Here is a 24054-nt window from a genome sequence, read left to right as displayed (position 1 = left end):
TCGGGCGCCGTTTTGTTTTGGCTCATTTCCACTGTGGGATGCGCAGGCTAATGCACAGGCCATGCGGTTCGACGTTACGCGCCTCCACCTGCCCGTGGTGCGCCATGATCACCTTGCGGGTGATCGCCAGCCCCAGCCCATAACCCTTGCCGGAGAGCGGCGACTTCACGCGCACGAATGGGTCAAAGATGCTCGAGAGTTTGCCCTCCTCCACCCCCGGCCCCTGATCCGCCACCTCAATCTGGTAGAACGCCTCTTTGCCGTTGAGCGACACCGTGACCGTCTGCCCCTGCGCCGAGAAGCGCAGCGCATTGCGCACCACGTTGTCGATGGCGCGGCGAATCAGCTCCGCATTGCCCTTGACGGTGTAGTCGCCATCCGCCGCCTCCAGCGCGATGTGCACGCCGGGGATCTGCGCCTCATAGCGCGCGTCGTTGACCACCGCGTCCACCAGCCCCAGCAGGTCGAAATACTCCTCGTCGGGCAGGGTGCTGTTCTCCGCCCGTGACAGCGCCAGCAGCTCGCCAATCATCTTGTCGAGCCGCCCGGCCTCATGCTCAATGCGCTGGAGCGAATTCTCAACGTTGAGCGGGTTCTGCCGCGCCAGCCCGATGGCCAGTTGCAGGCGCGCCAGCGGCGAGCGCAGCTCGTGCGAAACGTCATGCAGCAGCTCCTCACGCGCCTTGACCAGCACCTGCAACCGCTCCACCATCGCGTCGAAATCGCGCGCTACAATCGACATCTCATCGTGCCGCTTGCGCATGGTGGGAAAGAGCCGCACCGCCAAATCACCCTGCGCCACCTGATCAAAGGCGCCACGGATCTGCTGCATTGGCCGGGTGAGGTTCCAGGCCAGCAGCGCGCTGAACAGCAGGCCGCCAAGCGCGCCGACCCAGAACAGCGGCGACGGCATATGCAGGATGTCATCCGGGCGGTTACGGTGGTACTGCGTCATCAGGCCGCGCATGTCATAGCGCAGGCGGTAGCCCTGCCCGTCCGGCCCCTGGGCGAACTCCACAATCTGCGCTGGCTCCTGCCCGCGCGGCTGCCCCGGCTCCAGCGCCTCCAGCGGCGCACCGCTGGCTGGCATCATCGCCCGGCTCACCGAGAGGTACTGTTTGTCGTTGTCTGGCCAGGCGGCCACCAGCGACTCCAGCGCTGGCAGGCCGCCGCGCTCCAGCGTGGTGATGGCGGAGGTCATCTGCAACTTGACGAAGCGCCGCGCCAGACTGTTCTCTGGCGGCTCATGGTGGGTGCCGTAGAAGGAGAAGACCACCCAGAGGATCTGGGTCATCAGGATAAAGGTGAACCAGAACCCCAGCAGGATCTTCCAGAACAGCCGGCCGCGCACATTGTTATTTGATGCGATAGCCAATGCTGCGTACCGTTTCGATGGTGAGGGTCTCGCCGCCCGGCAGGGCTGACAGTTTCTGGCGAATATTGCTGATGTGCACGTCCACGCTGCGGTCATAGGCCTCACGCGGGCGGCCCAGCCCCTTCTCGGAGAGCTCATCCTTGGAGACCACGCGCTCCGGCGAGCGCAGCAGCAGCTCCAGCAGGTTGAACTCAGAGGCGGTCAGGTCGAACACCTGCCCACGCCACTCGCTGGTGCGGGTGGAGGGGTTGAGCATCAGGAAGCCATAGCTGACCGGCGCGGAGTCGGAGGAGGCCTCCGGCTGCTCCTCGAAGCGGCGCAGCACCGCCCGCAGGCGCGCCACCAGTTCACGCGGGTAGCAGGGTTTCGGCATGTAGTCGTCAGCGCCCATCTCCAAACCAATCACCCGGTCGATGTTGTCGCCCTTGGCGGTCAGCATGATGATCGGCAAGCGGCTGTTTTTGCGCACCTGCCGCAGCACGTCGATGCCGCTCATGTCTGGCAGCATGATGTCGAGGATCATCGCCGTAAACTCGCCGGAGAGCGCGCCCTCCACGCCCGCCTTGCCGGTCAGCACCAGCGAGGCGTCAAACCCTTCGGCAATCAGGTACTCGCTTAGCATGGTGCCCAGTTCGAGATCGTCATCAACTAACAGAATTTTCATTTTTTGACCTTTTACACTTGGATTGCTCATTTTTACCCCGTTAACCAGGCCACGCAGCAGCTTTTACTGTTTTTTTACACATTATCCCACCCTTGTATCGCGCTCAACGGCGGGCCAGAGTAAATTATGGGTGCGCTCCTCTTCCTGGAGCAGATAAGAAAGGACACCGTGGATGATTGCGTCACCCCCCAAGGAGAGATCCCGCTCTTCACGCCGCCGGCGCTGGCTGGTACTGCCGGCCCTGTTGATTATAGCGTTGGCAGGCTACGCCGTGCTGCACCGCCCGGCTCCGCCCACCTACCTGACCGCCACGGCGGTGCGGCAGGATCTGGAGCACACGGTGCTAGCGGATGGCGCGATTGAGGCGCAGAAGCTGGTCAGCGTCGGCGCGCAGGTCTCCGGCCAGATCAAGGCGCTGCATGTGGCGCTCGGTGACAAAGTGATGCCCGGCCAGCTGGTGGCGGAGATTGACGACCTGACGCAGCAGAACAGCCTGCGTGACGCCCAGGCGGCGCTTAAAAACGTGCAGGCGCAGCAGCGCGCCAAACAGGCGCAGTTAGAGAATGATCGCCTGACCTTCACCCGCCAGCGGGACATTCTGGCGCGGGGCGTCGGCGTGCGGGCGGACTATGACAGCGCGAAAGCCGAGCTGGAGCGCACCGACGCGGAACTGAAGGCGCTGGAGGCGCAGATTGTACAGGCACAGATTGCGGAGAACACCGCGCAGGTCAATCTGGGCTACACCAAGATCCGCGCGCCGATGGCTGGCACCGTGGTCGCCATCCCGGTTGAGGCCGGGCAGACGGTGAACGCCGTGCAGAGCACGCCGACCATCATCAAGGTGGCGGATCTCGACACCATGACCATCAAGGCGCAAATCTCCGAGGCGGACGTGGTCAATGTGCGCACCGGGATGCCGGTCTACTTCACCATCCTCGGCCAGCCTGAGCAGCGCTACCGCGCCACGCTGCGCGCCATTGAGCCTGCGCCCGACTCCATCAATGACGACACCAGCAACAGCTTTGGCGGCGGCAGTGCCGCCAGCGCCTCCACCAGCACTGCCGTTTACTACAACGGCCTGTTTGACGTCGCTAACCCGCAGGGTGTGCTGCGCATCTCCATGACCGCGCAGGTCTACATTGTGCTCTCAAGCATCAAGGATGCGCTGGTAGTACCGGCCACCGCGCTGCGCCGCGACGGCAACCGCACGCTGGTGCAAGTGGTGGACGCGCAAGGCGAGGCGCATGACCGCCCAGTGACCGTGGGGCTGAACAACAACGTGGAGGCGCAGATTACCGACGGCCTGCAAGCGGGTGAGAAAGTGGTGCTCAACCTGCTGAACAGCAGTGCGCCGGGGAGGTCGTGATGGCTGACGCCGCGCCGCTGCTGCATCTGAGCGGCATCCGCCGCGACTTTATGGCCGGGGAGCAGCACATTACCGTGTTGCGGGGCATCGATCTCACTATCCACGCCGGGGAGATGGTGGCGATTGTCGGTGCCTCTGGCTCGGGCAAATCGACGCTGATGAACCTGCTCGGCTGCCTCGACCAGCCGAGCGCCGGTGAGTACCGAGTCGCGGGCCGGCTGACGCGTGATTTAGATCGCGACCAGCTGGCCGAACTGCGCCGCGAGCACTTCGGCTTTATCTTCCAGCGCTACCACCTGCTCAGCGATTTGACGGCGCTCGGCAATGTCGAGGTGCCAGCCATCTACGCTGGCGCGCGGCGTGACCTGCGCCGCCAGCGCGCCAGTGAACTGTTGACGCGGCTGGGGCTGGCGGAGCGGCTCAGCTACCGGCCCAGCCAGCTCTCCGGTGGCCAGCAGCAGCGCGTCAGCATCGCGCGGGCGCTGATCAACGGCGGCGAGGTGATTCTGGCGGATGAGCCGACCGGCGCGCTGGACACCCACAGTGGCCAGGAGGTGCTGGCGATCCTGAAAGATCTGCACGCCCGCGGCCATACGGTGGTGATCGTCACCCATGACATGCAGATCGCCGAGCACGCCGAGCGGATCATCGAGATCCGGGATGGCGAGATCATCGCTGACCGCGCCCACGCCCCCGCCCTGCCCGCGGCGCGCCCGACAGACCGGGATAGTGCGGCGGCCACTGAGCCTTCACGCTGGCGCGCCCAGCGCGGGCGCTTCGCCGAGGCGTTCAAGATGGCGCTGCTGGCGATGTCCTCCCAGCGGCTACGCACCTTCCTTACCATGCTCGGCATCATCATCGGCATCGCCTCGGTGGTGTCGGTGGTGGCGCTCGGCAAGGGATCGCAACAGAAGATTCTGGCGGACATCAGCGCGATGGGCACCAGTACGCTGGAGGTGTTCCCCGGCAAGGACTTCGGCGACATGCGATCCGCCGCCATCCAGACGCTGCGCCCCGACGATGCCGATGCCCTGCGCCGACAGGCCTACGTGCACAGCGTCAGTCCCAGCGTCACCACCAGCACCACGCTGCGCTTTGGCAGCCAGTCGGTGACCGGCACGGTCAGCGGCGTCGGCGAGGAGTTCTTTGTGGTGCGCGGCTATACGCTGGCGGAGGGCATGGCCTTTGGTCGGCAGAGCGTCAGCCAGCTGGCGCAGGAGGCGGTGATTGATACCAATACCCGCAACAAGCTGTTTGTGCAGGGCGAGAACCCGATTGGTCAGGTGATTCTGCTCGGCAGCCTGCCGGTGCGGGTAATTGGCGTGGCCGCGCCGAAACAGGGCGGCTTTGGCACCAGCGAGAGCCTGAATGTCTGGCTGCCCTACAGCACCGCGATGGCGCGGATGCTCGGCAAGACCTACCTCAGTAGCATCACGGTGCGCGTCAATGACAGCGTCGATCTGGCGGCGGCGGAGCAGGCGCTGAACGGCCTGCTGTTGCAGCGCCACGGCACCAAGGATTTCTTCGTGATGAACACCGACAGCATCCGCCAGACCATCGAGAGCGCCACCACCACCCTGGCGCTGCTGGTGTCGATGATTGCGCTGATCTCGCTGATTGTCGGCGGCATTGGGGTAATGAACATCATGCTGGTGTCGGTCACGGAGCGGACGCGGGAGATTGGCGTGCGGATGGCGGTGGGCGCGCGCGCCAGCGACATCCTGCAACAGTTCCTGATTGAGGCGGTGCTGGTCTGTTTGATTGGCGGCACGCTGGGCGTGCTGCTGTCACTGGGGATTGGGCTGCTGTTTGCCCAGTTCAACAGCCCGTTTAGCATGATCTACTCGCCAGCCTCGATTGTCGCGGCCTTTGCCTGCTCCAGCCTGATTGGCATCCTGTTCGGCTTCTTCCCGGCGCGCCGGGCGGCGCACATGGATCCGATCCACGCGCTGGAGCGCGAGTAGCCCTAGCCGAAGATGCCGGTGGAGAGGTAGCGGTCGCCGCGGTCGCAGACGATCGCCACCACCACGCTGCCCGGCTGGGCGGCGGCGATCCGCAGCGCGGCGGCCACCGCGCCACCGGAACTGACGCCGCAGAAGAGTCCCTCTTCGCGCGCCAGCCGCCGGGTGGTCGCCTCCGCCTCGGCCTGCGTCATGTCCATCACCTCATCCACCAGCTCCGGGCGGAAGATGCCCGGCAGGTAGGCGGCTGGCCAGCGGCGGATGCCGGGGATCTGGTTCCCCTCCGCCGGTTGCAGCCCCACCACCCGCACCCGGTCGCTCTGCTCTTTCAGGTAGCGGCTGACGCCGGTGATGGTGCCGGTGGTGCCCATGCTGGAGACAAAGTGGGTCAGGCGACCCGCGCTCTGCTGCCAGATCTCCGGGCCGGTGGTGGTGTAGTGCGCCAGCGGGTTGTCCGGGTTGTTGAACTGGTCCAGCACCCGCCCCTGCCCCTCTTGTGCCATCTGGCGTGCCAAATCACGCGCGCCCTCCATCCCCCGCTCACGGCTGACCAGAATCAGCTCCGCGCCATAGGCGCGCATCGCCGCCTGCCGTTCGGCGCTCATGTTGTCGGGCATCAGCAGCTTCAGGCGATACCCCTTCAACGCGGCGATCATCGCCAGCGCGATGCCCGTGTTGCCGCTGGTGGCCTCCACCAGCGTATCGCCGGGACGCAGCTCGCCGCGCCGCTCCGCCTGCTGGATCATGAACAGGGCGGCACGATCCTTCACTGATCCGGCGGGGTTGTTCCCCTCCAGCTTGACCCAGATCTCACTCTCCAGTCCGGCAGTCAGGCGTTGTAATTTGATGAGCGGCGTATTGCCGATGCAGTGTTCCAGGGTGGTGGTCACGGTTGGGCCTTCGAGGAGTCAATAAAAAGGGCGGCCTCCAGGGCCGCCCTTGCGCACTATGGTGCCTAAAAATTATCAGGCACTCTGCGCCAACGCAACTGGTTGTAGCGGCTGGTCGCCAGCATAGAGGCGCGCGTTGAGGCTGCCAACGTAGTAGCGGCTGCCGCGTACCGGCGCCTTTTCGCTCTCGTGGCTGGTCAGCACCACGCTGATCGGCTCCTGATGCCAGCCCTGCGGCTGCACCGTCAACTGCCAGAAGTGGCCGCGCGGGCTGACCTCCAGCACCTGCACTGGCAGCGGGCAGCGCGGGTTCGGCTGGCTGCTCACCTCCATCTCCCACGGGCGCAGGAAGAGATCCACCGGCCCCTGATGCAGCGGCGCGATGGCGAGCGGCCAGTGGTGCGGGCCAACGTAGAGTTGCGAGCCGCGGATCTCGCCGTCGAGGCGGTTGACCTCGCCGAGGAACTCCAGCACGAAGCGGGTCGCCGGTTCGCGCCACACCTCATCCGGCGCGCCCACCTGCTCAATGTTGCCCTGGCTCATCACCACCACCTGGTCGGCCACTTCCATCGCCTCCTCCTGGTCGTGGGTCACGAAGACGCTGGTGAACTTCAGCTCCTCATGCAACTGGCGCAGCCAGCGGCGCAGCTCTTTGCGCACCTGTGCATCCAGCGCGCCAAACGGCTCATCCAGCAGCAGGATCTGCGGCTCCACCGCCAGCGCGCGCGCCAGCGCCACACGCTGCTTCTGGCCGCCGGAGAGCTGGGCCGGGTAGCGGTTGGCGAGGTGGGCAAGCTGCACCATCTCCAGCAGCTGCGTTACCTTCTGCTTGATGGCGGCAGTCGAGGGGCGCTCGCGGCGCGGCAGCACCGTCAGGCCAAAGGCGATGTTGTCAAACACCGTCATGTGGCGGAACAGCGCATAGTGCTGGAACACAAAGCCCACCTGGCGGTCACGCGCATGGAGGCGGGTAACGTCTTTGCCGTGGAAGCTCAGGCGGCCGCCGCTCTGGTTCTCCAGACCGGCGATAATGCGCAGCAGCGTGGTCTTGCCGGAGCCGGACGGCCCCAGCAGCGCTACCATCTGGCCGGAAGGAATATCGAGCGAGATATCATTCAGCACCTTCGTGCGGCCAAAATATTTGCTGATTTTATCGATCTCAATGCTCATTCTTTTCCTCCTCAAGGCGGCTGTCTGCGCGCGCCAGGCGCCATTGCAGGGCACTCTTCAGAAATAGGGTTACGATTGCCATCAGGGTCAGCAGGCCAGCGGCGGTAAAGGCCCCGGCGGTGTTGTAGTCCTGATGCAGCAGTTCCACCTGCAACGGCAGGGTATAGGTTTCGCCACGGATGGAGCCGGAAACCACCGACACCGCGCCGAATTCGCCGATGGCACGGGCGTTGGTCAGCACCACGCCATACAGCAGCGCCCAGCGGATGTTCGGCAGCGTGACGCGGCGGAACATCTGCCAGCCAGAGGCGCCAAGCAGCACCGCCGCCTCATCCTCCTGACTGCCCTGGCTCAGCATCACCGGCACCAGCTCGCGCACCACAAACGGGCAGGTTACGAAGATGGTCACCAGCGCCATGCCCGGCCAGGAGAACATGATCTGGATGTCATGGGCGTCCAGCCAACCGCCCGCCGGGCCGTTGGTGCCCCAGAACAGCAGGTAGAGCAGCCCCGCCACCACCGGCGAGACGGCGAACGGGATATCAATCAGCGTCAGCAGCAGCTGGCGGCCGGGGAAGTTGAAGCGCGTCACCAGCCAGGCCAGCAGGGTGCCGAACACTAAATTGACCGGCACGGTAATCAGCGCGATCAGCACCGTCAGCCAGATAGCGTGCAGCATGTCCGGGTCGCCCAGGTTCTGCCACACCGCCGCCGCGCCGCTGGAGAAGGCGGTGACGAAAATACTGACCAGCGGCACCACCAGAAACAGCACCGAAATCACCACGCCAAGGGCGATCAGCACCCACTTGCCCCAGTTCACCCGCGCGCGTGCCGCGCCATTGAAGGCCAAATCAGACATCAGTGGCCTCCCAGACGCTTGCCGAAGCGGCTTTGCAGCGTGTTAATGGCGAACAGCAACAGCAGCGAGGCCGCCAGAATCACCGAGGCGATGGCGCTGGCCGCCGGGTAGTCGAACTCCTGCAAACGGATAAAGATCATCAAGGACGTCACTTCTGTCTTCCAGGCGATGTTGCCGGCGATAAAGATCACCGCGCCAAACTCCCCCAGACTGCGGGTAAACGAGAGCGCAGTCCCGGCCAGCAGCGCCGGTGCCACCTCCGGCAAGACCACGCGACGGAAACTCTGCCAGCGGCTGGCCCCGAGGGTCTCGGCCGCCTCCTCATACTCTGGCCCCAGCTCCTCCAGCACCGGTTGCACGGTGCGCACCACAAACGGGATGCTGGTGAAGGCCATCGCCACCGCGATGCCGAGCCAGGTGTAGGAGACCTTGATGCCAAACTGCGCCAGCCACTCGCCATACCAGCCGGTCGTCGAGAACATGCCAGCCAGCGTCAGGCCAGCCACCGCGGTCGGCAGGGCAAAGGGTAAGTCCATCAGCCCGTCGAGCAGGCTGCGGCCGGGGAAGGTGTAGCGCGTCAGGATCCAGGCCATCAGCATGCCGAAAAACATATTGAAAATACTGGCCACCGCCGCCGACAGCAGCGTGACCTTATAGGCCGCCACCACCTGCGGGCTGGTGACCACCTCCCAATACTGCGCCAGCGTCATCTGCGACAGCTGCATCACCAGCGCGCTCAACGGCAGCAGCAGGATCAGGCAGACGTACAGCAGGCTGCTGCCGAGGCTAAGGGTAAATCCGGGTAGAACGCGTTTACTGGCCAACAACATTACTCATGCCCTTGTGCTAACAATTTATCCAGCTCGCCGCCGCTGGCGAAGTGTCTCTTCATCACCTGCGGCCAGCCGCCGAAGGTCTCCTCCACCCGGAACAGCGTGGTGGGTGGGAACGACTCCCTGGCAGCGGCCATCGCCTGCGCGTCATAGACCCGGTAGTGGAACTGGGTAATGATGCGCTGCGCCGGCGGGCTGTAGAGCCAGGTCAAATAGGCTTTTGCTGCCTCGCCGGTGCCGTTGGCCCGCACATTTTTATCAATCCAGGCCACCGGGAACTCCGCCAGAATATCGACCGGCGGCACGATGACCTCATACTGTTCCGCACCATACTGCTTGCGGATGTTGTTCACCTCCGACTCGAAGCTGATGAGCACGTCGCCCAAGCCACGCTCGACGAAGGTGGTGGTGGCTCCCCGGCCACCGGTATCAAACACCGCCACATTTTTCAGCAGCTGGCGCATCTGGTCGCGGGTTTTCGCCTGATCGCCCTGATTGGCCTGCTCCAGCGCGCCCCAGGCGGCCAGATAGGTGTAGCGGCCATTGCCCGAGGTCTTCGGGTTCGGGAAGACCAGCTTTACCCCCGGCTTCACCAGATCGCCCCAGTTGTGCACGCCGAGCGGGTTGCCCTTGCGCACCAGGAACGCCATGGTGGAGTAGAAGGGGGAGCTACGGTTCGGCAGGCGCGCCTGCCACTCCGCCGCCAGCAGGTTGCCGCGGTCATGCAGGATCTGGACATCCGTCACCTGGTTATAGGTCACCACATCCGCCTTCAGCCCCTGCAAAATCGCCAGCGCCTGCTTTGAGGAGCCGCCATGCGACTGCCGGATGGTCAGCGGGTCGTTGGGGTGCTGCGCATCCCACTGCTGGATGAAAGGCGGATTGAGGGCGGCGAACAGTTCGCGGGCCACATCATAGGAGCTGTTGAGCAGTTCGGCGGCCGGCGCGGCGGAAGCGGCGAACAACGTCACCCACGCACCTGCTTGCCAGAACCGGGACTTCCTTAACCTTGCTTTCATTCTGCACCTGTCTCACCGCCCGACAGGCCGGGGCATCGGGTCTGCCATGTGTTAACAGTGTATTTATAACTCTATGCTGAGCTGTAATGCTTTTATATACCATTTGGTGATTTCCAAGCATGAAAAGCTATAAGCAATGAAAGACGCCAGCGGTGGCGGGAAACACGCAGAAAAACAGGGACGAATAGAGAGGCCGACCCACGCCGGCCTGAAGGGTCAGAGCGCCAGCAGGCGCGTCAGGGAGGGGGCAAAGAAGTAGCTGCCGCTCACCGGCCGGGTAAAGCGCAGCATCTGGTCGCGCTTGCCATCCAAGTCACCAAACATGCTCAGCAGTTGCTGCTCGATGTTGTGCAACCGGGCGCTGTAGGCGAGGAAGTAGAGGCCGTGCTTGCCGCTGACGGTGCCGTAGGGCAGGCTCTGGCGCAGGATCTTCAGCCCCTTGCCCTCCTCTTTCAGGTCAACGCGGCTGACGTGGGAGGTGTCCGGGCGGCTGTCGCGCGGCAGCTCCTCGTCGGTCAGCTTGGTGCGGCCAATCACCTGCTCCTGCTGCTCGACGCTAAAGCGGTTCCACTGGCGCAGGTTGTGCTCCCAGCGCTGGACAAACACGTAGCTGCCGCCAGCGTCTGGCTGCTCTTCGGCCACAATCGCCACCTCACGGCGCTGCTCACCCTGCGGGTTTTCGGTGCCATCGACAAAGCCGCTTAGGTCACGCATCTCAATATTGCGGAAGCCGTGCGTCTCCTCCTCCACATGGATGGCGCTGCCAAAGGCAGCCAGCGCGGCCTGCGCCAGCGCGAAGTTGACGTCATGGCGCAGCGACTGGATGTGGATCAGCATGTCGCGCTGGGTGGAGGGGGCCAGCCCCTTGCCAAGCGGCAGGAAGTTTTTCAGCTCCGGCGCGCCCTGCCCGCCCGAGAGATCCTGCCAGATGTCATAACCGAAGGCGATGGTCGCGCCGAGGTTCTCCTGCGGGAAGGCCCGCTGCATCTCTTGCAGCTTCTGGCAGAAGCTGCGGCACCCCTGGCGCAGGGCCTCGAACTCACCCTGGATATTGGCTTCCAGATAGATGGCAAAACGGCACTTCTCCAGCAGGATGCCGCTCTGAACCTGTGTCATTGTTATATCCTCATTGCAAACCGGCCAGCCGCGAATACGGCTGTCACTTTCGGGGCGTTATCATATCGGTTTGCCGGGGAGGGTGCATGGGGAATCGCCCCTCCCGGTGAGAAAGGTTTAGCGCGCCTCTGCCCGCCAGATGATCTTGCTCACTTTCCAGTTTTTCAGGCTGTCGTCGGCTGGCATCAGGCCTGCCGGGCCGTGCCAGGTGCCGCTGAAGACGTAGCTCAGGTGGCGGCTGTTTGGCGCGGCGCACTCCACGCCTTGCTCATCGTCGCCCTGCCCCATCTGGCAGGCGCCGAACGCCTTGCTGTAGAGATCGCTGAACGGCGTGCCAATTTCCACGCCGCTGTCAGTGGCGATGGCGTCGCTGGTGACGTCGATGCGCGCCACCTTGCCCTGCTGCGGGCCGGTGATGGTCAGCGCCACCTTGTCATCCTCCAGCGCCTGCCAGAAGGCGACGATCTGGCCATTGTTGGTGGCCATACCATTGCGCAGCGTGAAGTCATTCTTCAGTCCGTCGCGGATTGCCTGTTCATCCATCGGCGTGGCGGCGGTCAGCCCACCGACGCCCTGCTCGCTCACCTCCAGAGTGCCGCTGAACCAGTTCATCGGGTTGAGGCTGGAGAGATCCGGCATCACGGAGGAGACGGTGGCACAGCCTGTTAGCAGCAGCGGCAGGGCCAGCAGCAGGGGGCGCAGGGGGGTAAGACGTGGGTACATAAAGGCTCCAGTTGGCATTCGCCGGCAGATTTATCGCCAGCGGGAAGAAGGGTTCCGGCAGGTTGGAGTCCTGCGGCGGCAAAAAGTGCCGTCACAGGCCATTTTCCCCGGCCCGGAAGGCGCGTTTCAGGCGGTGGCTCAGCCCACACCACGCCAGGGCCGTGGCGTCCGCCAGCGTCAGCAGCAGGTCGCCGAGCGCTGGCTGGCCGAGGCCGATCCCCTGCCAGAGCGCGGCGGCCTGCACCGCCAGCGAGACCGCCAGCGTCGCCAGCAGCAGCCACTCGCCGCCCCGCCACAGGCGCGGCCAGAGGTGGCGGCGGCCACTGAGCAAAAACAGCAGCACCGCTGGCAGGCCCAGCGCGATGCCCCACCAGAAGCGCTCGCGATCCGGGTAGAACAGCGTCAGCAGGCTGTCGCCCTGATTGCCGGAGGCGGCGGCCATCACAAACAGCAGCCAGGTGCGCGCCAGCAGCGCCAGCACCAGCCAGAACAGCAGCGGCAGGCGCAGCCAGCCATGGGCGTTGTAATCCTCGGGCGAGGGGTGGTCATCAGGTGAAAATACGCGCGGCATGGCAGATCCCCAGCGGCAAAAGTGAGAGGGTAGCAAAAAAAGGCCGTGACGATGAACACCTTGCGATTCTCTGCTTTACTTAATCACTCAAAGAGGCGACCGCGCCAGCCGTCGCCGCCTGACACCATAAGGAGATGCCCCATGAAAAAAGCGATCCTCGCCCCGCTGCTTGCCCTGTGCACCCTGCCCGCCTTCGCCCAACAGGGCGGCTTTATCGCGCCCAACGCGCCAGCGCAGGCCAGCCAGGGCGGTTTCACCGGCCCCGGCCCGCACGTCAGCAGCGTCAAGCAGGTCAAGGAGATGAAAGATGACGCCTGGGTGCGGCTGGAGGGCCACATTGAACGCCAGACCGGCGATGACCGCTATGTATTCCGCGACAACACCGGCAGCCTGAATGTGGAGATTGACGCCAAACGCTGGAATGGTCAGAGCGTCTCCCCCACCGACAAAGTGCAGCTCGAGGGGGAAGTGGACAAAGAGTGGAGCAGCCTGGGAGTGGACGTAAAGAGCGTGAAGAAGGTGCTGTGATGGGATGCCCGCCGGCCCTCGCCGGCGGGTAGGGATCAGTACTCCTGATCCTCAATCAGCCGCTTGCCGAGGGCGATGCTGTCCGCCATCTCGTAGCCCATCTTCTCATACATGGCGGTAACGGCGTCGTTCTCCTCGCGCACCATTAGGTTGATCTTCGGGCAGCCGCGGGCGATCAGCTTCTTCTCCAGCCGGCTCATCAGCGCATTGGCGATGCCGCGCCCCCGGAAGTCCGGGTGCACGCCGAGGTAGTAGGCCGCGCCACGGTGGCCGTCATAGCCGCCCATCACCGTACCCACCAGCTGGCCGCCAACCTGCGCCACCAGGAACAGGTCTGGGTCGTGGTTGAGCTTGCGCTCAATGTCCATCTCTGGGTCATTCCACGGGCGCAGCAGATCGCAGCGCTCCCACAGGGTAATGACCTCTTCAAAATCGTCTTGCCGAAATACGCGAATTTCCATGATCGTTCGCCGCTATTGTTCAGATTATTCTTGATTATCGCGGGATCTGCCGGTGACGCAATATTAAATTGCCTTGCGACGCCACGGCTAAACGAATTTTAAGCATTTTCCACGCCGCCGGGCGGCAGGCTCTGCTACATTGGCACGATTGCCCGTTGCCGCCCGCAGGAGTTTGCCGATGTCACTGACCCCCCTCGCCGCCCTTGACCAGATCGCCGCCGCCGACTGGGACGCCCTGCTGCCGACCGGCCAGCCCTTCTTGCGCCACGCCTTCCTCTCGGCGCTGGAGGAGAGCGGCAGCGTCGGCCCGCAGACCGGCTGGCGCGCCGAGCACCTGCTGTGGCTGGAGGGGGCCGCTGCCGCGCCGCCCTGCCCGGCTACCGCAAGCGCCACTCCTACGGCGAGTATGTGTTTGACCACGGCTGGGCCGACGCCTGCCGCCGCGCCCACATCCCCTACTACCCGAAATGGCTCGGCGCGGTGCCCTTTAGCCCGGTCAGCGGCCCGCGCCTGCTGGGCGATCCGTCATCCGCCGCCCGCCTGCTGGCGGCGCTGCCTGAATATCTGGAGGCGCAGGGCCTGTCGGGCGCGCACGTCAACTTCACCCTTGCCGATGACAACGCGCTGTTCGCTGATCAGCCGGGCTGGCTGCGCCGCCAGGGGTGCCAGTACCACTGGCGCAACCACGGCTACCGCGACTTCCAGGACTTCCTTGACGCCCTGACCTCGCGCAAGCGCAAGCAGATCCGCAAGGAGCGCGCGCAGGTGGCGGCGCTCGGCATTGAGTTTGTCTGGCGCGCCGGCCATACGCTGAGCGAGGCGGAGTGGGATTTCGTCTACACCTGTTACGCCAACACCTACGCGGTACGCGGCCAGTCGCCCTACCTGACGCGCGCGTTCTTCAGCCTGCTGGCGGCGCGGATGCCAGAGGCGATCCAGGTGGTGGAGGCGCGCCGCCACGGCCAGCCGGTGGCGATGGCCTTCTGTCTGGTGGATGGCGACACCCTCTATGGCCGCTACTGGGGCTGTCTGGCGGAGTATCACCAGCTCCACTTTGAGACCTGCTTCTATCAGGGGATTGAGTGGGCAATTGCCCACGGGCTGGCGCGCTTTGACGCCGGGGCGCAGGGGGAGCACAAGCTGATCCGCGGCTTTGAGCCGGTGCTCACCGACTCCTGGCACTACCTGCGCCACCCTGGGCTGCGCGAGGCGGTGGCTGACTTTCTGGCACAGGAGCGCGCCGAGGTGGGCGACTGGGCGGAGGGGGCGCGGCAGGTGCTGCCGTTCCGCCAGCCAGACGTCCCGCCCCGTTCATAATCGGTAATAGTTCCGGGGTCGATCGCCCCGGACGGATACTATATAACATCACCTTTTTAGCCATGATGGTGATGACCGATGCTTAACCCGCTGCACAAGTTCCTGCGTTTCCGCCCGCTGCCCGCCTCCCCCTCGCGCCGCACGCTGCTGATCTCCGGGCTGGGGCTGGCGTTCGGGCTGTTCGGCGCACGCACGGCCGCCGCGCAGCCGCAGCCTACCCACCCGGCCCGGCCGCCCAAGCCAGCCAATGCCAAAAAAGTGGTGATGCTCGATCCCGGCCACGGCGGCATTGACTCCGGCGCGGTCGGCCATGAAGGTTCGCAGGAGAAGCACATCGTGCTGGAGATCGCCAACAGCGTGCGACGCTGCCTCGGCGAGCACAGCAACATCGAGGTGAGGCTGACGCGCGAGAGCGACCACTTTATCCCGCTCTACCAGCGGGTGGAGATTGCCCACCAGCATCAGGCGGATCTCTTCGTTTCGATCCATGCCGACGGATTCACCAGCCCGGCCGCCTCCGGTGCCTCGGTGTTTGCCCTCTCCAACCGTGGTGCCAGCAGCGCGATGGCGCGCTACATGTCGCAGAAGGAGAATGACGCCGACAAAGTGGCCGGCGGCAAGTACGCGGCGCAGGACAACAACTACCTGCAACAGGTGCTGTTTGATCTGGTGCAGACCGACACCATCAAAAACAGCCTGACCCTCGGCCACCACGTGCTGGAGAAGCTGCGCCCGGTGCACCACCTGCACAGCAAAACCACCGAGCAGGCGGCTTTTGCGGTGTTGAAATCGCCATCGATCCCCTCGGTGCTGGTGGAGACCTCCTTCATCACCAACCATACCGAGGAGCAGTTGCTGAGCACGCCGCGCTTCCGCCAGCAGATCGCCCAGGCGATTGCCGACGGCATCGTCAGCTTCTTCCACTATTTCGACAGCCACGAGCGAAAACCGCGTTAACCCTGCCATCAACGGGGCAATGCGTTATACTGGCGGCCTGTTTCCTGAACGCGTGACCCCGTTATGAGCCATCCAAGCATCGACCTGGTAAAAACCTTCCTCCTCTCCCTGCAAGACCGCATTTGTGAACAGCTCGCCGCCGCCGATGGCCGCGCCAGCTTTGTGGAGGATGCGTGGACACGTGCCGAGGGCGGCGGCGGGCGCAGCCGGGTGCTGACCCATGGCGCGGTGTTTGAGCAGGCGGGCGTCAACTTCTCCCACGTCTCCGGCGCGTCACTGCCGCCCTCCGCCAGCGCCCATCGGCCAGAGCTGGCGGGCCGCAGCTTCCAGGCAATGGGCGTGTCGCTGGTGATCCACCCGCACAGCCCCTACATCCCGACCAGCCACGCCAACGTGCGCTTTTTCATCGCCGAGAAGCCGGGCGAGCCGCCGGTGTGGTGGTTTGGCGGCGGCTTTGACCTCACCCCCTACTATGGGTTTGAGGAGGACGCCATCCACTGGCACCGCACCGCCGAGCAGCTCTGCCGCCCCTTCGGCGCGGAGATCTACCCGCGCTACAAGGCGTGGTGCGACGAGTACTTCTTCCTCAAGCACCGCAACGAGGCGCGCGGCATTGGCGGGCTGTTCTTCGATGACCTGAACACGCCGGACTTCGACACCTGCTTTGCCTTCACGCAAGCGGTGGGTCACGGTTTCCTTGACGCCTACCTGCCGATTGTCGAGCGGCGCAAGGCGCTGACCTGGGGCGAGCGCGAGCGCGACTTCCAGCTCTATCGCCGTGGCCGCTATGTGGAGTTCAATCTGGTGTGGGATCGCGGCACCCTGTTCGGTTTGCAGAGCGGCGGCCGCACCGAGTCGATTCTGATGTCGATGCCGCCGCTGGTGCGCTGGGAGTATGGCTACGAGCCGGCCCCGGACAGCCCGGAGGCGGCGCTGACGCGCGATTTCCTGCCGGTGCGTGACTGGCTGGCCACCGATCAGGGGGCGCGCTGATGGCGATTTGGGTAGATGCGGACGCCTGTCCGAACGTGATCAAAGAGGTGCTGTTCCGCGCCGCCGACCGCACCGGCACGCTGGTCACGCTGGTCGCCAACCAGTCGATCCGCACCCCGCCCTCGCGCTTCCTGCGCACCCTGCGGGTGCCAGCTGGCTTTGACGTCGCGGACAATGAGATTGTGAAACGCGTGGAGGCGGGCGATCTGGTGGTCACCAGCGACATCCCGCTGGCGGCCGAAGTGATTGAGAAGGGCGCGGTGGCGCTCAACCCACGCGGCGAGCGCTACACGCCGGACACCATCCGCGAGCGGCTGAACATGCGTGACTTCATGGACACCATGCGCGCCAGCGGCGTCCAGACCGGCGGCCCACCGGCGCTCAACCAGCGCGACCGCCAGCAGTTCGCCAATGAACTCGACAAGTGGCTGCAACAGCGGAAGAGGTGAGGCCAGCCCGATGCCCGCTCAGATGGGCATCACCCCTCCCCCGGTGCGCTGCTGGACTCACGCTCAATCTCTTCCGGCCAGCGCTGGCTAGCGCGCGGTGCCCAGCTCTCTGGCCGCCCCGGCAGCAGCGGCGCCCGGTCTACTTCTTTATACTGCATATACTGACAGCAGACGCTCCACAACCGGCGCTGCGGCTCTGGGTTCAGCATCGCTCGGCTCAGCTCGAAGCGCTCCAGCACCTCATGGGTGCCGGGCTTGCACACCGCACAGAACAACGGGTATCCCTGGCTGTAGCGGTCCGGGTCATAGGCCAGCTCGCCATACACATCTGCCCAGTCAAAGACCCTGACGCTGGCTGACCAGTGCGCCCAGGGGTTCCAGGTGCGGTGATAGTCAAAGACATAAATCTTCTGGCGCGCGCGGTTAAAGCGAATAGGTTGGTCGCGGGGGACGTAGAGGGCCATTTTGATATTGAGCAGTAATAGTGACAATATCACAATCAAGAAAAAGAGATAAAATGGCAAAAAGGAAAATACAACCGAAAAATTATTTCTTAAAATAATTCTGTACATAATCACACATGGGAAATAAAAAAATATTAAGAAAGTAAAAGCTGATAAAACCACGCCTACCCATGCCCCGCCCCACATAATATTTTGGTAACGGGGCAACTCCATCCAAGTGTCATTAATCTCCGTGACGTGAATTAATTTGGCCGGTGCGGTTTGCACGCTTTGATTGGGCGGCAGATCCTCCTGCCAGTTTTTCAGGCGTGGCGTCAAACGCGGGGTGCGGGCAAAGTAGGCACGCAGGGCAGCATGATGCGCCTCCATGTCATCATACCAGTGTGTCATTCTTGCCCCTCCCCCGGTGCGCTGCTGGACTCACGCTCAATCTCTTCCGGCCAGCGCTGGCTGGCGCGCGGTGCCCAGCTCTCTGGCCGCCCCGGCAGCAGCGGTGCCCGGTCTACTTCTTTATACTGCATATACTGACAGCAGACGCTCCACAAGCGACGCTGCGGCTCTGGGTTTAGCATCGCCCGGCTCAGCTCGAAGCGCTCCAGCACCTCATGAGTGCCGGACTTGCACACCGCACAGAACAACGGGTATCCCTGGCTGTAGCGATCCGGATCATAGGCCAGCTCGCCATACACATCCGCCCAGTCAAAAACCCTGACGCTGGCTGACCAGTGCGCCCAGGGGTTCCAGGTGCGGTGATAATCAAAGACATAAATCTTCTGGCGCGCACGGTTAAAACGAATCGGCTGGTCGCGAGGGACGTAGAGGGCCATTCTAAGTTGGAGTAAGAACATAGAAAAAATAAAAAACAAAGAAGGGAACATAATTAGTAAAAAATATATAACAAAATAATAATTACCTTTACTCAATGCGCTATACAAAATGATTGCCATATAAAAAAATGCAGCGCAAAAAGATAAGAATGAAGCAACCACTCCAACCCACGCCCCCCCCCACATAATATTTTGGTAACGCGGCAACTCCATCCAGGTGTCATTGATCTCCTTAACGTGAATTAATTTGGCCGGTGCGGTTTGCACGCTCTGATTGGGCGGCAGATCCTCCTGCCAGTTTTTCAGGCGCGGCGTCAGACGGGGAGTGCGGGCAAAGTAGGCACGCAGGGCAGCATGGTGCGCCTCCATGTCATCATACCAGTGCGTCATTCGTGCTTCTCCCCCGGTGTGCTGCTGGACTCACGCTCAATCTCTTCCGGCCAGCGCTGGCTGGCGCGTGGCACCCAGCTCTCTGGCCGCCCCGGCAGCAGCGGCGTCCGGTCTACTTCTTTATACTGCATGTACTGGCAGCAGAAGCTCCACAACCGGCGCTGCGGCTCTGGGTTTAGCATCGCTCGGCTCAGCTCGAAGCGCTCCAGCACCTCATGGGTGCCGGGCTTGCACACCGCACAGAACAACGGGTATCCCTGGCTGTAGCGGTCCGGGTCATAGGCCAGCTCGCCATACACATCTGCCCAGTCAAAAACCCTGACGCTGGCTGACCAGTGCGCCCAGGGATTCCAGGTGCGGTGATAGTCAAAGACATAAATCTTCTGGCGCGCACGGTTAAAGCGAATAGGTTGGTCGCGGGGGACGTAGAGGGCCATTTTGATATGGAGCAGTAGTAATGAAAAAAGTAACAACAAGGACATGCTTATAAAAATAGTAGGATAAATTAATGAAAGAAAACCACTTTGAATAAATACATTCCGCAAAATCAGGCCGGAACAATAAAAGAAAAAAATCATAAATCCTAAAGAGGAAATTATCCCCACCCACGCCCCGCCCCACATAATATTTTGGTAACGCGGCAACTCCATCCAGATGTCATTGATCTCCGTAACGTGAACTAATTTGGCCGGTGCGGTTTGCACGCTCTGATTGGGCGGCAGATCCTCCTGCCAGTTTTTCAGGCGTGGCGTCAGGCGCGGTGTGCGGGCAAAGTAGGCACGCAGGGCAGCATGGTACGCCTCCATGTCATCATACCAGCGGGTTGGCGGGCGGGACTGTTTCATGCTTACTCCTTAATCTTCGGTGGTCAGCGTCAGGGCGATCTGGCCCTGCGGATCATTTTTATCTGGCCAGTACGCCAGGCTCAGGGTGGCCCGCGGGTAACGGTCACTCCTGACCCAGCACTGGCCGGTCAATAGCAGGGCCTGCTCCTCCCAGTGGGGCGTCAGGCTATTTTTGAACTGTTCTCGCCAGGGGTGGTGTGGTTGGTAGGGCAGCGTTGTTTCTGCTGCTGTCGGCAGGTTGTGGTGCGCGACCAGCAGCGGGCGGAGGTCGCCCCCCTCTGCCGTCAGGCGCAGTGACCAGGCGGAGCCGGTGCGAGTGCAGCCGGGTAATTTAACGCGCAGTGTGACCAGATCCTCATGGCCGCTGGACTCCCCCAGCATATCGCGGTAGTCCAGCTCCATCGTGACCCCGCTCATTACCGCCCGGTAGGCCATCAACGCTGCCCTGGCATCCTCCAGGCGGGTCACATGCCATACGGGGTCATGTTCAGCGCGTTGTTCCGGCTTACCGAAGCAGCAGCAGCGCAGCCACACCTCAAAGGGGCGGCTGCGGGCGCGTTCCGCCTCAATCGCCAGCGCCGCACCGGCCACAATCAGCAGTGCCGCCAACCCGGCGGGGCCAAACAGGGCGAACTGGCAGGTGTAGGAGAAATAAATTGTCACTACACCACCAACAGCAGTAGTAAGACTCGCTCCCAAGTACCAAAATAAAGCTCTTTGATCCCCCATTTCTGATGATTTCAAACCCTTAACCAACATCCCTGCCCCATCAATAATCGACGCCACGCCCGCTATTACCCCGCCGGCGCGCAGTAGCGGGTGCACATACTCGGGTACGCCGGGCACATTGGGGGGCAGGTTCCAGGGGTCTTTGCGTACCAGCATATGCAGGGCGCCACTGCTCTCCAGCGCGGCGCTGGTGATCATCAGTAGGTTGGAGAGCAGTGCCAGTTGCGCCTGGGGCTGGTCGCCTACCGCTTCCCGTACCGCTTGGCTGTTGCCTGCCAACAGGTTGGTTTGCAGGCAGAGCATCCCGATGCTCATTATCCCGCCCAGCACATTGCCGCTGACCAGCCGCCGCGCCAACTGCACCTGATCCTCAATAACCTGCTGCGTCTGCCCCGCCGTCAGGCGGAATGGCCCGCTCTCGCCGGCATCGTCGGCCAGCGTCAGTGACGAGATGCGCAGCGCGGAGAAGTGCCGCATCTGCTGGCTGTCTGTCAGCGGGCCATGCAGTTGCAGCGCGCCCTCACTGCTGCCCGCACGGCGTAGGGCGTCAGCAAAGGCCGCTGGCTCCATGTCGCTGACCAGCGTCACCGTGACCCGGCGGGCCAGCAGCGCCGGATCGGTGACCTGCGTCCCGCCGCCTGCCGTCAGGGCATGTGTCACCTGCTGCCCCTCACTGAGCACGCCACCAAAGCGCGGAAGGCCGCTGGCCGTGAGCTGTACGCGCGCCAGCTCACGGTTCAACTGCTGGTACTCGCCCAGACTCATCGTCAGCGTAAACAGCGTGACCTGTTGCTGCGTCAGCAGGGTGATTATGCCCTGCACCACCCGGCTGTAGCCCGCCAGCGCAGGCTGGGAGAGATTGGCACCCAGCCGGGTAACGGCACCGCTTATCGCCAAGAGCCGGTGGCTGATGGCCAGCCTGATCCCCTCCGACTCCAGGTAGTCGCCTATCTCCTTGGCCGAGAGCACCACCTTCAGGTTGGTGTAACCGCCCATGCCGGCATACACCGCCTCAAGCACTGACGCCTGATGCCCCAGCAGGCCGCGCCAGGCCGGGCTGCTCGCCTCCTCCAGCCACTGCTGCCAGACACTTTCGGTCTCTGGATCGGTACTGCCGCCCTGGAGGCAGGCTGCCAGAGTGGCGAGTTGCGCCGCCCAGCCCGCCATGCTGGTTTTTGGTGCATAGTCATGGGTGATTGCCGCCAGCCAACCCGGCGAGCGATACCAAGCTGCCAGATCTTGGCCGACGGCCGCGATGCGGCGCTGGTACTCCCCCAATATCCAGTGGTGATTGCGCAGGAACGCGGCGCGATCCTCCTCCCGGTAGTAGCGCTGCAAACGGCTCATCTGGGCCTGCCACGCTTCCTGCGCCACCTGCTCTTTCGGCACGGTAATGTGCGCCGAAGCCGGATAGCCGCTGGTGCTGGGCTGATGGCGCGGCTGGCTGGCATCGGTGATGGTCTGTTTCATCGCCGCCAGAGCCTGCTCAATGGCACTGGCGATAAGGTATTTGTGGCGGATTTCCGGGGTCTCGTTGTAGTGCTGGCGCGCCTCCACCAACTGCATCCGCCCGGTATTAAGCTCCTGCACAATCCCCACCGGATCCTCCAGCACCAGCGCGCTGATTGGGCAGTGGAAACTCTGGCTCTGCTGCCATACCCAATCGGCCAGCGCCAGCCGTTGGGATTGCCGGGAGTAAAAACCGTGCGCGCCTCCCAGCGGCTCACCCGGCAACTGCTCCAGATTTGGGTAATAGGGCGCGACGAATTCCGCCACCTCGCCCATCAGTACCGACAAACCGGTGTCCAGCACCCGCGCCTGTGGCACGGTGGCGGGCTGCTGTTTCAAGGCCGCCAGGTTAATGTGGGTGAAACGTGCTGGCCGATGCGGGCCACTGGCATACGCCGCCAGCACCTCGGCACTCCAAGGATCGCTGCTGAATGCCAGCCACGCCTCACGGTATTGCGTGTCATCAAGGTTGATAAAACTGGCGGCGATCTCATGCCCATAGGTGACACACTGCTCGCTGAGCGGCTCCACCCGCTCGGCCTCCGGCATCACGAAGGGATTGAACTGCCGTAAGTACCCTTTGCTGGTCACCTCATAGGCCTGCCACACCTCGCTGTCCAGCAGCACATACAGGTAGCCCTCACGCAGGGTGCGCAGTGCATATTTATACTCCCCGCCCGTCAGCGCCACTGTCTGTGGCGGTACAGAGGGCTGCCAGGCGGAGCCGCCCAGCGTGTTGGGCACTGCCGCCACCCGTAGAGGGTAGATCGGCAGCCCGGTGCGCTGGCACGCCTTGCACCCGCTGGGGAGTTGGGATACCTGCTGGATTAGGCGCAGGTTGCGTCTGGCTTGGCTGTCATGCGTCATGATCGGCTCCGGTATGGCTCACTCTCTGCCAGGCCCGCTGCGGCAGGCCCGCCAGAAGTTGCGTAAAGAGAAGGGAGGGATTGGCTACCGCCCGCGCCAGAAGCGGCTGCAGCAGGGGGTGATCCAAATCGAGCGTGTTTGTCAGGGCATTCAAGGCCAGGTAGCGGCGATCCTGCGGCTGCGTCAGGCCGTACTGCTCGCTCGCCTGCCAGGCAACGACGGCACGCTCCACGGCGTCTGCGGGCAGGGGTGCCCCCTGTCGCCAGGCAAAGAGCAGGCGCTCAATCTCATCCATCTGTTGCAGCAGGCACAGCACACCCCAGGTGGGCTGCCAGTCGCCTTGCGGCTCCCTGCCCTCAAGAGAAAAGAGGTGGCCACTGGCGGAGAGTGTCCACCACTGCCGAACGGGCCAGATCACGCCCTGAAAACCTTTGACCCGGTGCAGATACTCCATGCGCAACGGCTCATAGAAGGGTTCGACCCGGTAATCGGCGATTGCCCCACCCAACCGGCTGGACGCGGCCGCCAGGGTGGCAGCCAGCTCGGCGGGCGGCAGCGGGGTGGCTAGCCAGCCACAGACATAGCGTTTGCGGGCGGCAAGTTCACCGCGGGCATATGCCACTGACTGTGCCAGCAGCGCCGTGGGCAGGGGCGCGCCCGGCGCGGCAAGGCACACCAGCCGCGGGCAGTGGCACGGAGAGTGCGCCAGATCGGCGCGCGGCACCACGGTGAGCGCCGCCTCCCCCAGCTGGGTGGTCAGGCGGTTGATGTTCAGCGGATTACGTGAGGAGAGAGGCTTGAGCGGATCCAGCAGGAGGTAGCGGTAATCGGTAGCAGGGTCAGTCAGGCTGAAAGGATAAGCATCGGCGTGTTCCATACGGCGTGGTCTTCTTTCCGGTGCAGGCCGGAGGATGAGAGCGCCTCATGGCCCCCATCCCACTGCCTGATAAATCATAATGCCGCCTAAATTAAAAAACAGATCACCGGGGCGCAATGCGTCTCACTGGGCATTACGCGATCGGTCAAAAAAAAGCGCAATGCCATTGATTTAAATCAACATTACTGCGCTCATCATTCAATTTGGATTAATTCAAATAACGGAACTCAAGCCAACCTTATGCGGCCAAACATCAGCCACAAAAAAAGCGCCCATTGGGCGCTTTTTTTAGGC

The 24054-nt window shown here is 63.3% G+C and carries 22 protein-coding genes and 1 pseudogene; 7 read left to right on the top strand and 16 right to left on the bottom strand.

The features are described from left to right. Window positions 1-22 precede the first annotated feature (22 nt). Together ACK3SD_RS04745 and ACK3SD_RS04740 are read right to left on the bottom strand one after the other, a co-directional pair. The gene (locus tag ACK3SD_RS04745) at window positions 23-1375 is read right to left on the bottom strand and encodes a sensor histidine kinase (protein WP_481126943.1); all 1353 of its coding nucleotides are present in this window, start codon (window positions 1373-1375) and stop codon (window positions 23-25) included. After that, on the bottom strand, window positions 1356-2039 hold the full coding sequence (locus tag ACK3SD_RS04740; protein WP_137762497.1) for a response regulator transcription factor: 684 nt from the start codon (window positions 2037-2039) through the stop codon (window positions 1356-1358). Before ACK3SD_RS04740 ends, ACK3SD_RS04745 begins: the two co-directional genes overlap by 20 nt. Window positions 2040-2211: 172 nt before the next feature. Between ACK3SD_RS04740 and ACK3SD_RS04735 the strand changes: the two genes are divergently transcribed. Together ACK3SD_RS04735 and ACK3SD_RS04730 are read left to right on the top strand one after the other, a co-directional pair. After that, a complete protein-coding gene (locus tag ACK3SD_RS04735) occupies window positions 2212-3405 on the top strand; it encodes an efflux RND transporter periplasmic adaptor subunit (protein WP_481126942.1) in 1194 nt (397 codons plus the stop codon). Then, complete coding sequence (locus ACK3SD_RS04730; protein WP_481126941.1) at window positions 3405-5369, top strand: MacB family efflux pump subunit; 1965 nt, start codon at window positions 3405-3407, stop codon at window positions 5367-5369. The genes ACK3SD_RS04735 and ACK3SD_RS04730 overlap by 1 nt, the downstream gene beginning before the upstream one ends. 2 nt (window positions 5370-5371) lie before the next feature. Here the strand turns inward: ACK3SD_RS04730 and cysM are convergent, their stop codons facing one another. From cysM to ACK3SD_RS04690, 8 genes are all read right to left on the bottom strand, one after another. Continuing rightward, on the bottom strand, window positions 5372-6256 hold the full coding sequence (gene cysM / locus ACK3SD_RS04725; protein ID WP_481126940.1) for a cysteine synthase CysM: 885 nt from the start codon (window positions 6254-6256) through the stop codon (window positions 5372-5374). Between the two features lie 75 nt (window positions 6257-6331). Further along, window positions 6332-7426, bottom strand: coding sequence for a sulfate/thiosulfate ABC transporter ATP-binding protein CysA (gene cysA / locus ACK3SD_RS04720; protein WP_481126939.1), 1095 nt, complete (start codon window positions 7424-7426; stop codon window positions 6332-6334). Then, window positions 7416-8285: a sulfate/thiosulfate ABC transporter permease CysW gene (cysW, locus tag ACK3SD_RS04715; RefSeq protein WP_137762493.1), complete on the bottom strand. Its 870-nt coding sequence runs from the start codon at window positions 8283-8285 to the stop codon at window positions 7416-7418. The genes cysA and cysW overlap by 11 nt, the downstream gene beginning before the upstream one ends. Further along, a complete protein-coding gene (gene cysT / locus ACK3SD_RS04710) occupies window positions 8285-9115 on the bottom strand; it encodes a sulfate/thiosulfate ABC transporter permease CysT (RefSeq protein WP_137762492.1) in 831 nt (276 codons plus the stop codon). The genes cysW and cysT overlap by 1 nt, the downstream gene beginning before the upstream one ends. Then, window positions 9115-10137, bottom strand: a complete 1023-nt coding sequence (gene cysP, locus ACK3SD_RS04705; protein WP_481126938.1) for a thiosulfate ABC transporter substrate-binding protein CysP — start codon at window positions 10135-10137, stop codon at window positions 9115-9117. Before cysP ends, cysT begins: the two co-directional genes overlap by 1 nt. 216 nt (window positions 10138-10353) lie before the next feature. After that, window positions 10354-11253 (bottom strand): Dyp-type peroxidase, encoded by a 900-nt coding sequence (locus tag ACK3SD_RS04700; RefSeq protein ID WP_481126937.1) that lies wholly within the window; start codon window positions 11251-11253, stop codon window positions 10354-10356. A gap of 117 nt (window positions 11254-11370) precedes the next feature. Then, window positions 11371-11976: an RpoE-regulated lipoprotein gene (locus ACK3SD_RS04695; protein ID WP_481126936.1), complete on the bottom strand. Its 606-nt coding sequence runs from the start codon at window positions 11974-11976 to the stop codon at window positions 11371-11373. A gap of 91 nt (window positions 11977-12067) precedes the next feature. Next, complete coding sequence (locus ACK3SD_RS04690; protein WP_481126935.1) at window positions 12068-12547, bottom strand: DUF2919 domain-containing protein; 480 nt, start codon at window positions 12545-12547, stop codon at window positions 12068-12070. Between the two features lie 141 nt (window positions 12548-12688). On the opposite strand from ACK3SD_RS04690, the gene ACK3SD_RS04685 reads away from it, so the two are divergent. Beyond that, on the top strand, window positions 12689-13075 hold the full coding sequence (locus ACK3SD_RS04685; RefSeq protein ID WP_481126934.1) for a YgiW/YdeI family stress tolerance OB fold protein: 387 nt from the start codon (window positions 12689-12691) through the stop codon (window positions 13073-13075). Between the two features lie 35 nt (window positions 13076-13110). On the opposite strand, the gene ACK3SD_RS04680 is transcribed toward ACK3SD_RS04685, so the two are convergent. Beyond that, the gene (locus ACK3SD_RS04680; protein ID WP_137762486.1) at window positions 13111-13536 is read right to left on the bottom strand and encodes a GNAT family acetyltransferase; all 426 of its coding nucleotides are present in this window, start codon (window positions 13534-13536) and stop codon (window positions 13111-13113) included. A gap of 178 nt (window positions 13537-13714) precedes the next feature. Between ACK3SD_RS04680 and ACK3SD_RS04675 the strand changes: the two are divergent. The 4 genes and pseudogenes from ACK3SD_RS04675 to ACK3SD_RS04660 all read left to right on the top strand — a co-directional run bounded on the left by ACK3SD_RS04675 (window position 13715) and on the right by ACK3SD_RS04660 (window position 17252). Then, a pseudogene (locus tag ACK3SD_RS04675) lies at window positions 13715-14853 on the top strand (GNAT family N-acetyltransferase). Between the two features lie 78 nt (window positions 14854-14931). Beyond that, on the top strand, window positions 14932-15810 hold the full coding sequence (gene amiA / locus ACK3SD_RS04670; RefSeq protein WP_481126933.1) for an N-acetylmuramoyl-L-alanine amidase AmiA: 879 nt from the start codon (window positions 14932-14934) through the stop codon (window positions 15808-15810). Between the two features lie 63 nt (window positions 15811-15873). Further along, window positions 15874-16803 carry an oxygen-dependent coproporphyrinogen oxidase gene (gene hemF, locus ACK3SD_RS04665; protein WP_481126932.1) on the top strand — a complete coding sequence of 310 codons (930 nt, stop codon included), beginning with the start codon at window positions 15874-15876 and terminating at the stop codon, window positions 16801-16803. Next, window positions 16803-17252, top strand: coding sequence for a YaiI/YqxD family protein (locus tag ACK3SD_RS04660; protein ID WP_481126931.1), 450 nt, complete (start codon window positions 16803-16805; stop codon window positions 17250-17252). Before hemF ends, ACK3SD_RS04660 begins: the two co-directional genes overlap by 1 nt. Window positions 17253-17281: 29 nt before the next feature. Here the strand turns inward: ACK3SD_RS04660 and ACK3SD_RS04655 are convergent, their stop codons facing one another. The 5 genes from ACK3SD_RS04655 to ACK3SD_RS04635 form a co-directional block, all read right to left on the bottom strand. Further along, complete coding sequence (locus ACK3SD_RS04655; RefSeq protein ID WP_481126930.1) at window positions 17282-17743, bottom strand: DUF6708 domain-containing protein; 462 nt, start codon at window positions 17741-17743, stop codon at window positions 17282-17284. Window positions 17744-18102: 359 nt separating this feature from the next. After that, window positions 18103-18933: a DUF6708 domain-containing protein gene (locus ACK3SD_RS04650; RefSeq protein WP_481126929.1), complete on the bottom strand. Its 831-nt coding sequence runs from the start codon at window positions 18931-18933 to the stop codon at window positions 18103-18105. Continuing rightward, window positions 18930-19415: a DUF6708 domain-containing protein gene (locus tag ACK3SD_RS04645; protein WP_481127493.1), complete on the bottom strand. Its 486-nt coding sequence runs from the start codon at window positions 19413-19415 to the stop codon at window positions 18930-18932. The genes ACK3SD_RS04650 and ACK3SD_RS04645 overlap by 4 nt, the downstream gene beginning before the upstream one ends. A gap of 372 nt (window positions 19416-19787) precedes the next feature. Then, window positions 19788-22883: a T6SS effector BTH_I2691 family protein gene (locus tag ACK3SD_RS04640; RefSeq protein ID WP_481126928.1), complete on the bottom strand. Its 3096-nt coding sequence runs from the start codon at window positions 22881-22883 to the stop codon at window positions 19788-19790. Then, on the bottom strand, window positions 22873-23760 hold the full coding sequence (locus tag ACK3SD_RS04635) for a hypothetical protein (protein ID WP_481126927.1): 888 nt from the start codon (window positions 23758-23760) through the stop codon (window positions 22873-22875). The genes ACK3SD_RS04640 and ACK3SD_RS04635 overlap by 11 nt, the downstream gene beginning before the upstream one ends. Window positions 23761-24054 lie beyond the last annotated feature (294 nt).

The sequence above is a fragment of the Chimaeribacter sp. YP20170169 genome, assembly GCF_056739715.1.
Note: the sequence above shows the minus strand (reverse complement) of the source record. Positions and strands in the feature narration are given on the sequence as shown.

Coding starts and splice junctions, on each gene's coding strand:
- ACK3SD_RS04740 (WP_137762497.1), bottom strand. CDS start 2,039: ATGAAAATTCTGTTAGTTGATGACGATCTCGAACTGGGCACCATGCTA.
- ACK3SD_RS04735 (WP_481126942.1), top strand. CDS start 2,212: ATGATTGCGTCACCCCCCAAGGAGAGATCCCGCTCTTCACGCCGCCGG.
- ACK3SD_RS04730 (WP_481126941.1), top strand. CDS start 3,405: ATGGCTGACGCCGCGCCGCTGCTGCATCTGAGCGGCATCCGCCGCGAC.
- cysA (WP_481126939.1), bottom strand. CDS start 7,426: ATGAGCATTGAGATCGATAAAATCAGCAAATATTTTGGCCGCACGAAG.
- cysW (WP_137762493.1), bottom strand. CDS start 8,285: ATGTCTGATTTGGCCTTCAATGGCGCGGCACGCGCGCGGGTGAACTGG.
- cysT (WP_137762492.1), bottom strand. CDS start 9,115: ATGTTGTTGGCCAGTAAACGCGTTCTACCCGGATTTACCCTTAGCCTC.
- cysP (WP_481126938.1), bottom strand. CDS start 10,137: ATGAAAGCAAGGTTAAGGAAGTCCCGGTTCTGGCAAGCAGGTGCGTGG.
- ACK3SD_RS04700 (WP_481126937.1), bottom strand. CDS start 11,253: ATGACACAGGTTCAGAGCGGCATCCTGCTGGAGAAGTGCCGTTTTGCC.
- ACK3SD_RS04695 (WP_481126936.1), bottom strand. CDS start 11,976: ATGTACCCACGTCTTACCCCCCTGCGCCCCCTGCTGCTGGCCCTGCCG.
- ACK3SD_RS04690 (WP_481126935.1), bottom strand. CDS start 12,547: ATGCCGCGCGTATTTTCACCTGATGACCACCCCTCGCCCGAGGATTAC.
- ACK3SD_RS04685 (WP_481126934.1), top strand. CDS start 12,689: ATGAAAAAAGCGATCCTCGCCCCGCTGCTTGCCCTGTGCACCCTGCCC.
- ACK3SD_RS04680 (WP_137762486.1), bottom strand. CDS start 13,536: ATGGAAATTCGCGTATTTCGGCAAGACGATTTTGAAGAGGTCATTACC.
- amiA (WP_481126933.1), top strand. CDS start 14,932: ATGCTTAACCCGCTGCACAAGTTCCTGCGTTTCCGCCCGCTGCCCGCC.
- hemF (WP_481126932.1), top strand. CDS start 15,874: ATGAGCCATCCAAGCATCGACCTGGTAAAAACCTTCCTCCTCTCCCTG.
- ACK3SD_RS04660 (WP_481126931.1), top strand. CDS start 16,803: ATGGCGATTTGGGTAGATGCGGACGCCTGTCCGAACGTGATCAAAGAG.
- ACK3SD_RS04650 (WP_481126929.1), bottom strand. CDS start 18,933: ATGACGCACTGGTATGATGACATGGAGGCGCACCATGCTGCCCTGCGT.
- ACK3SD_RS04645 (WP_481127493.1), bottom strand. CDS start 19,415: ATGTCCTTGTTGTTACTTTTTTCATTACTACTGCTCCATATCAAAATG.
- ACK3SD_RS04640 (WP_481126928.1), bottom strand. CDS start 22,883: ATGACGCATGACAGCCAAGCCAGACGCAACCTGCGCCTAATCCAGCAG.
- ACK3SD_RS04635 (WP_481126927.1), bottom strand. CDS start 23,760: ATGGAACACGCCGATGCTTATCCTTTCAGCCTGACTGACCCTGCTACC.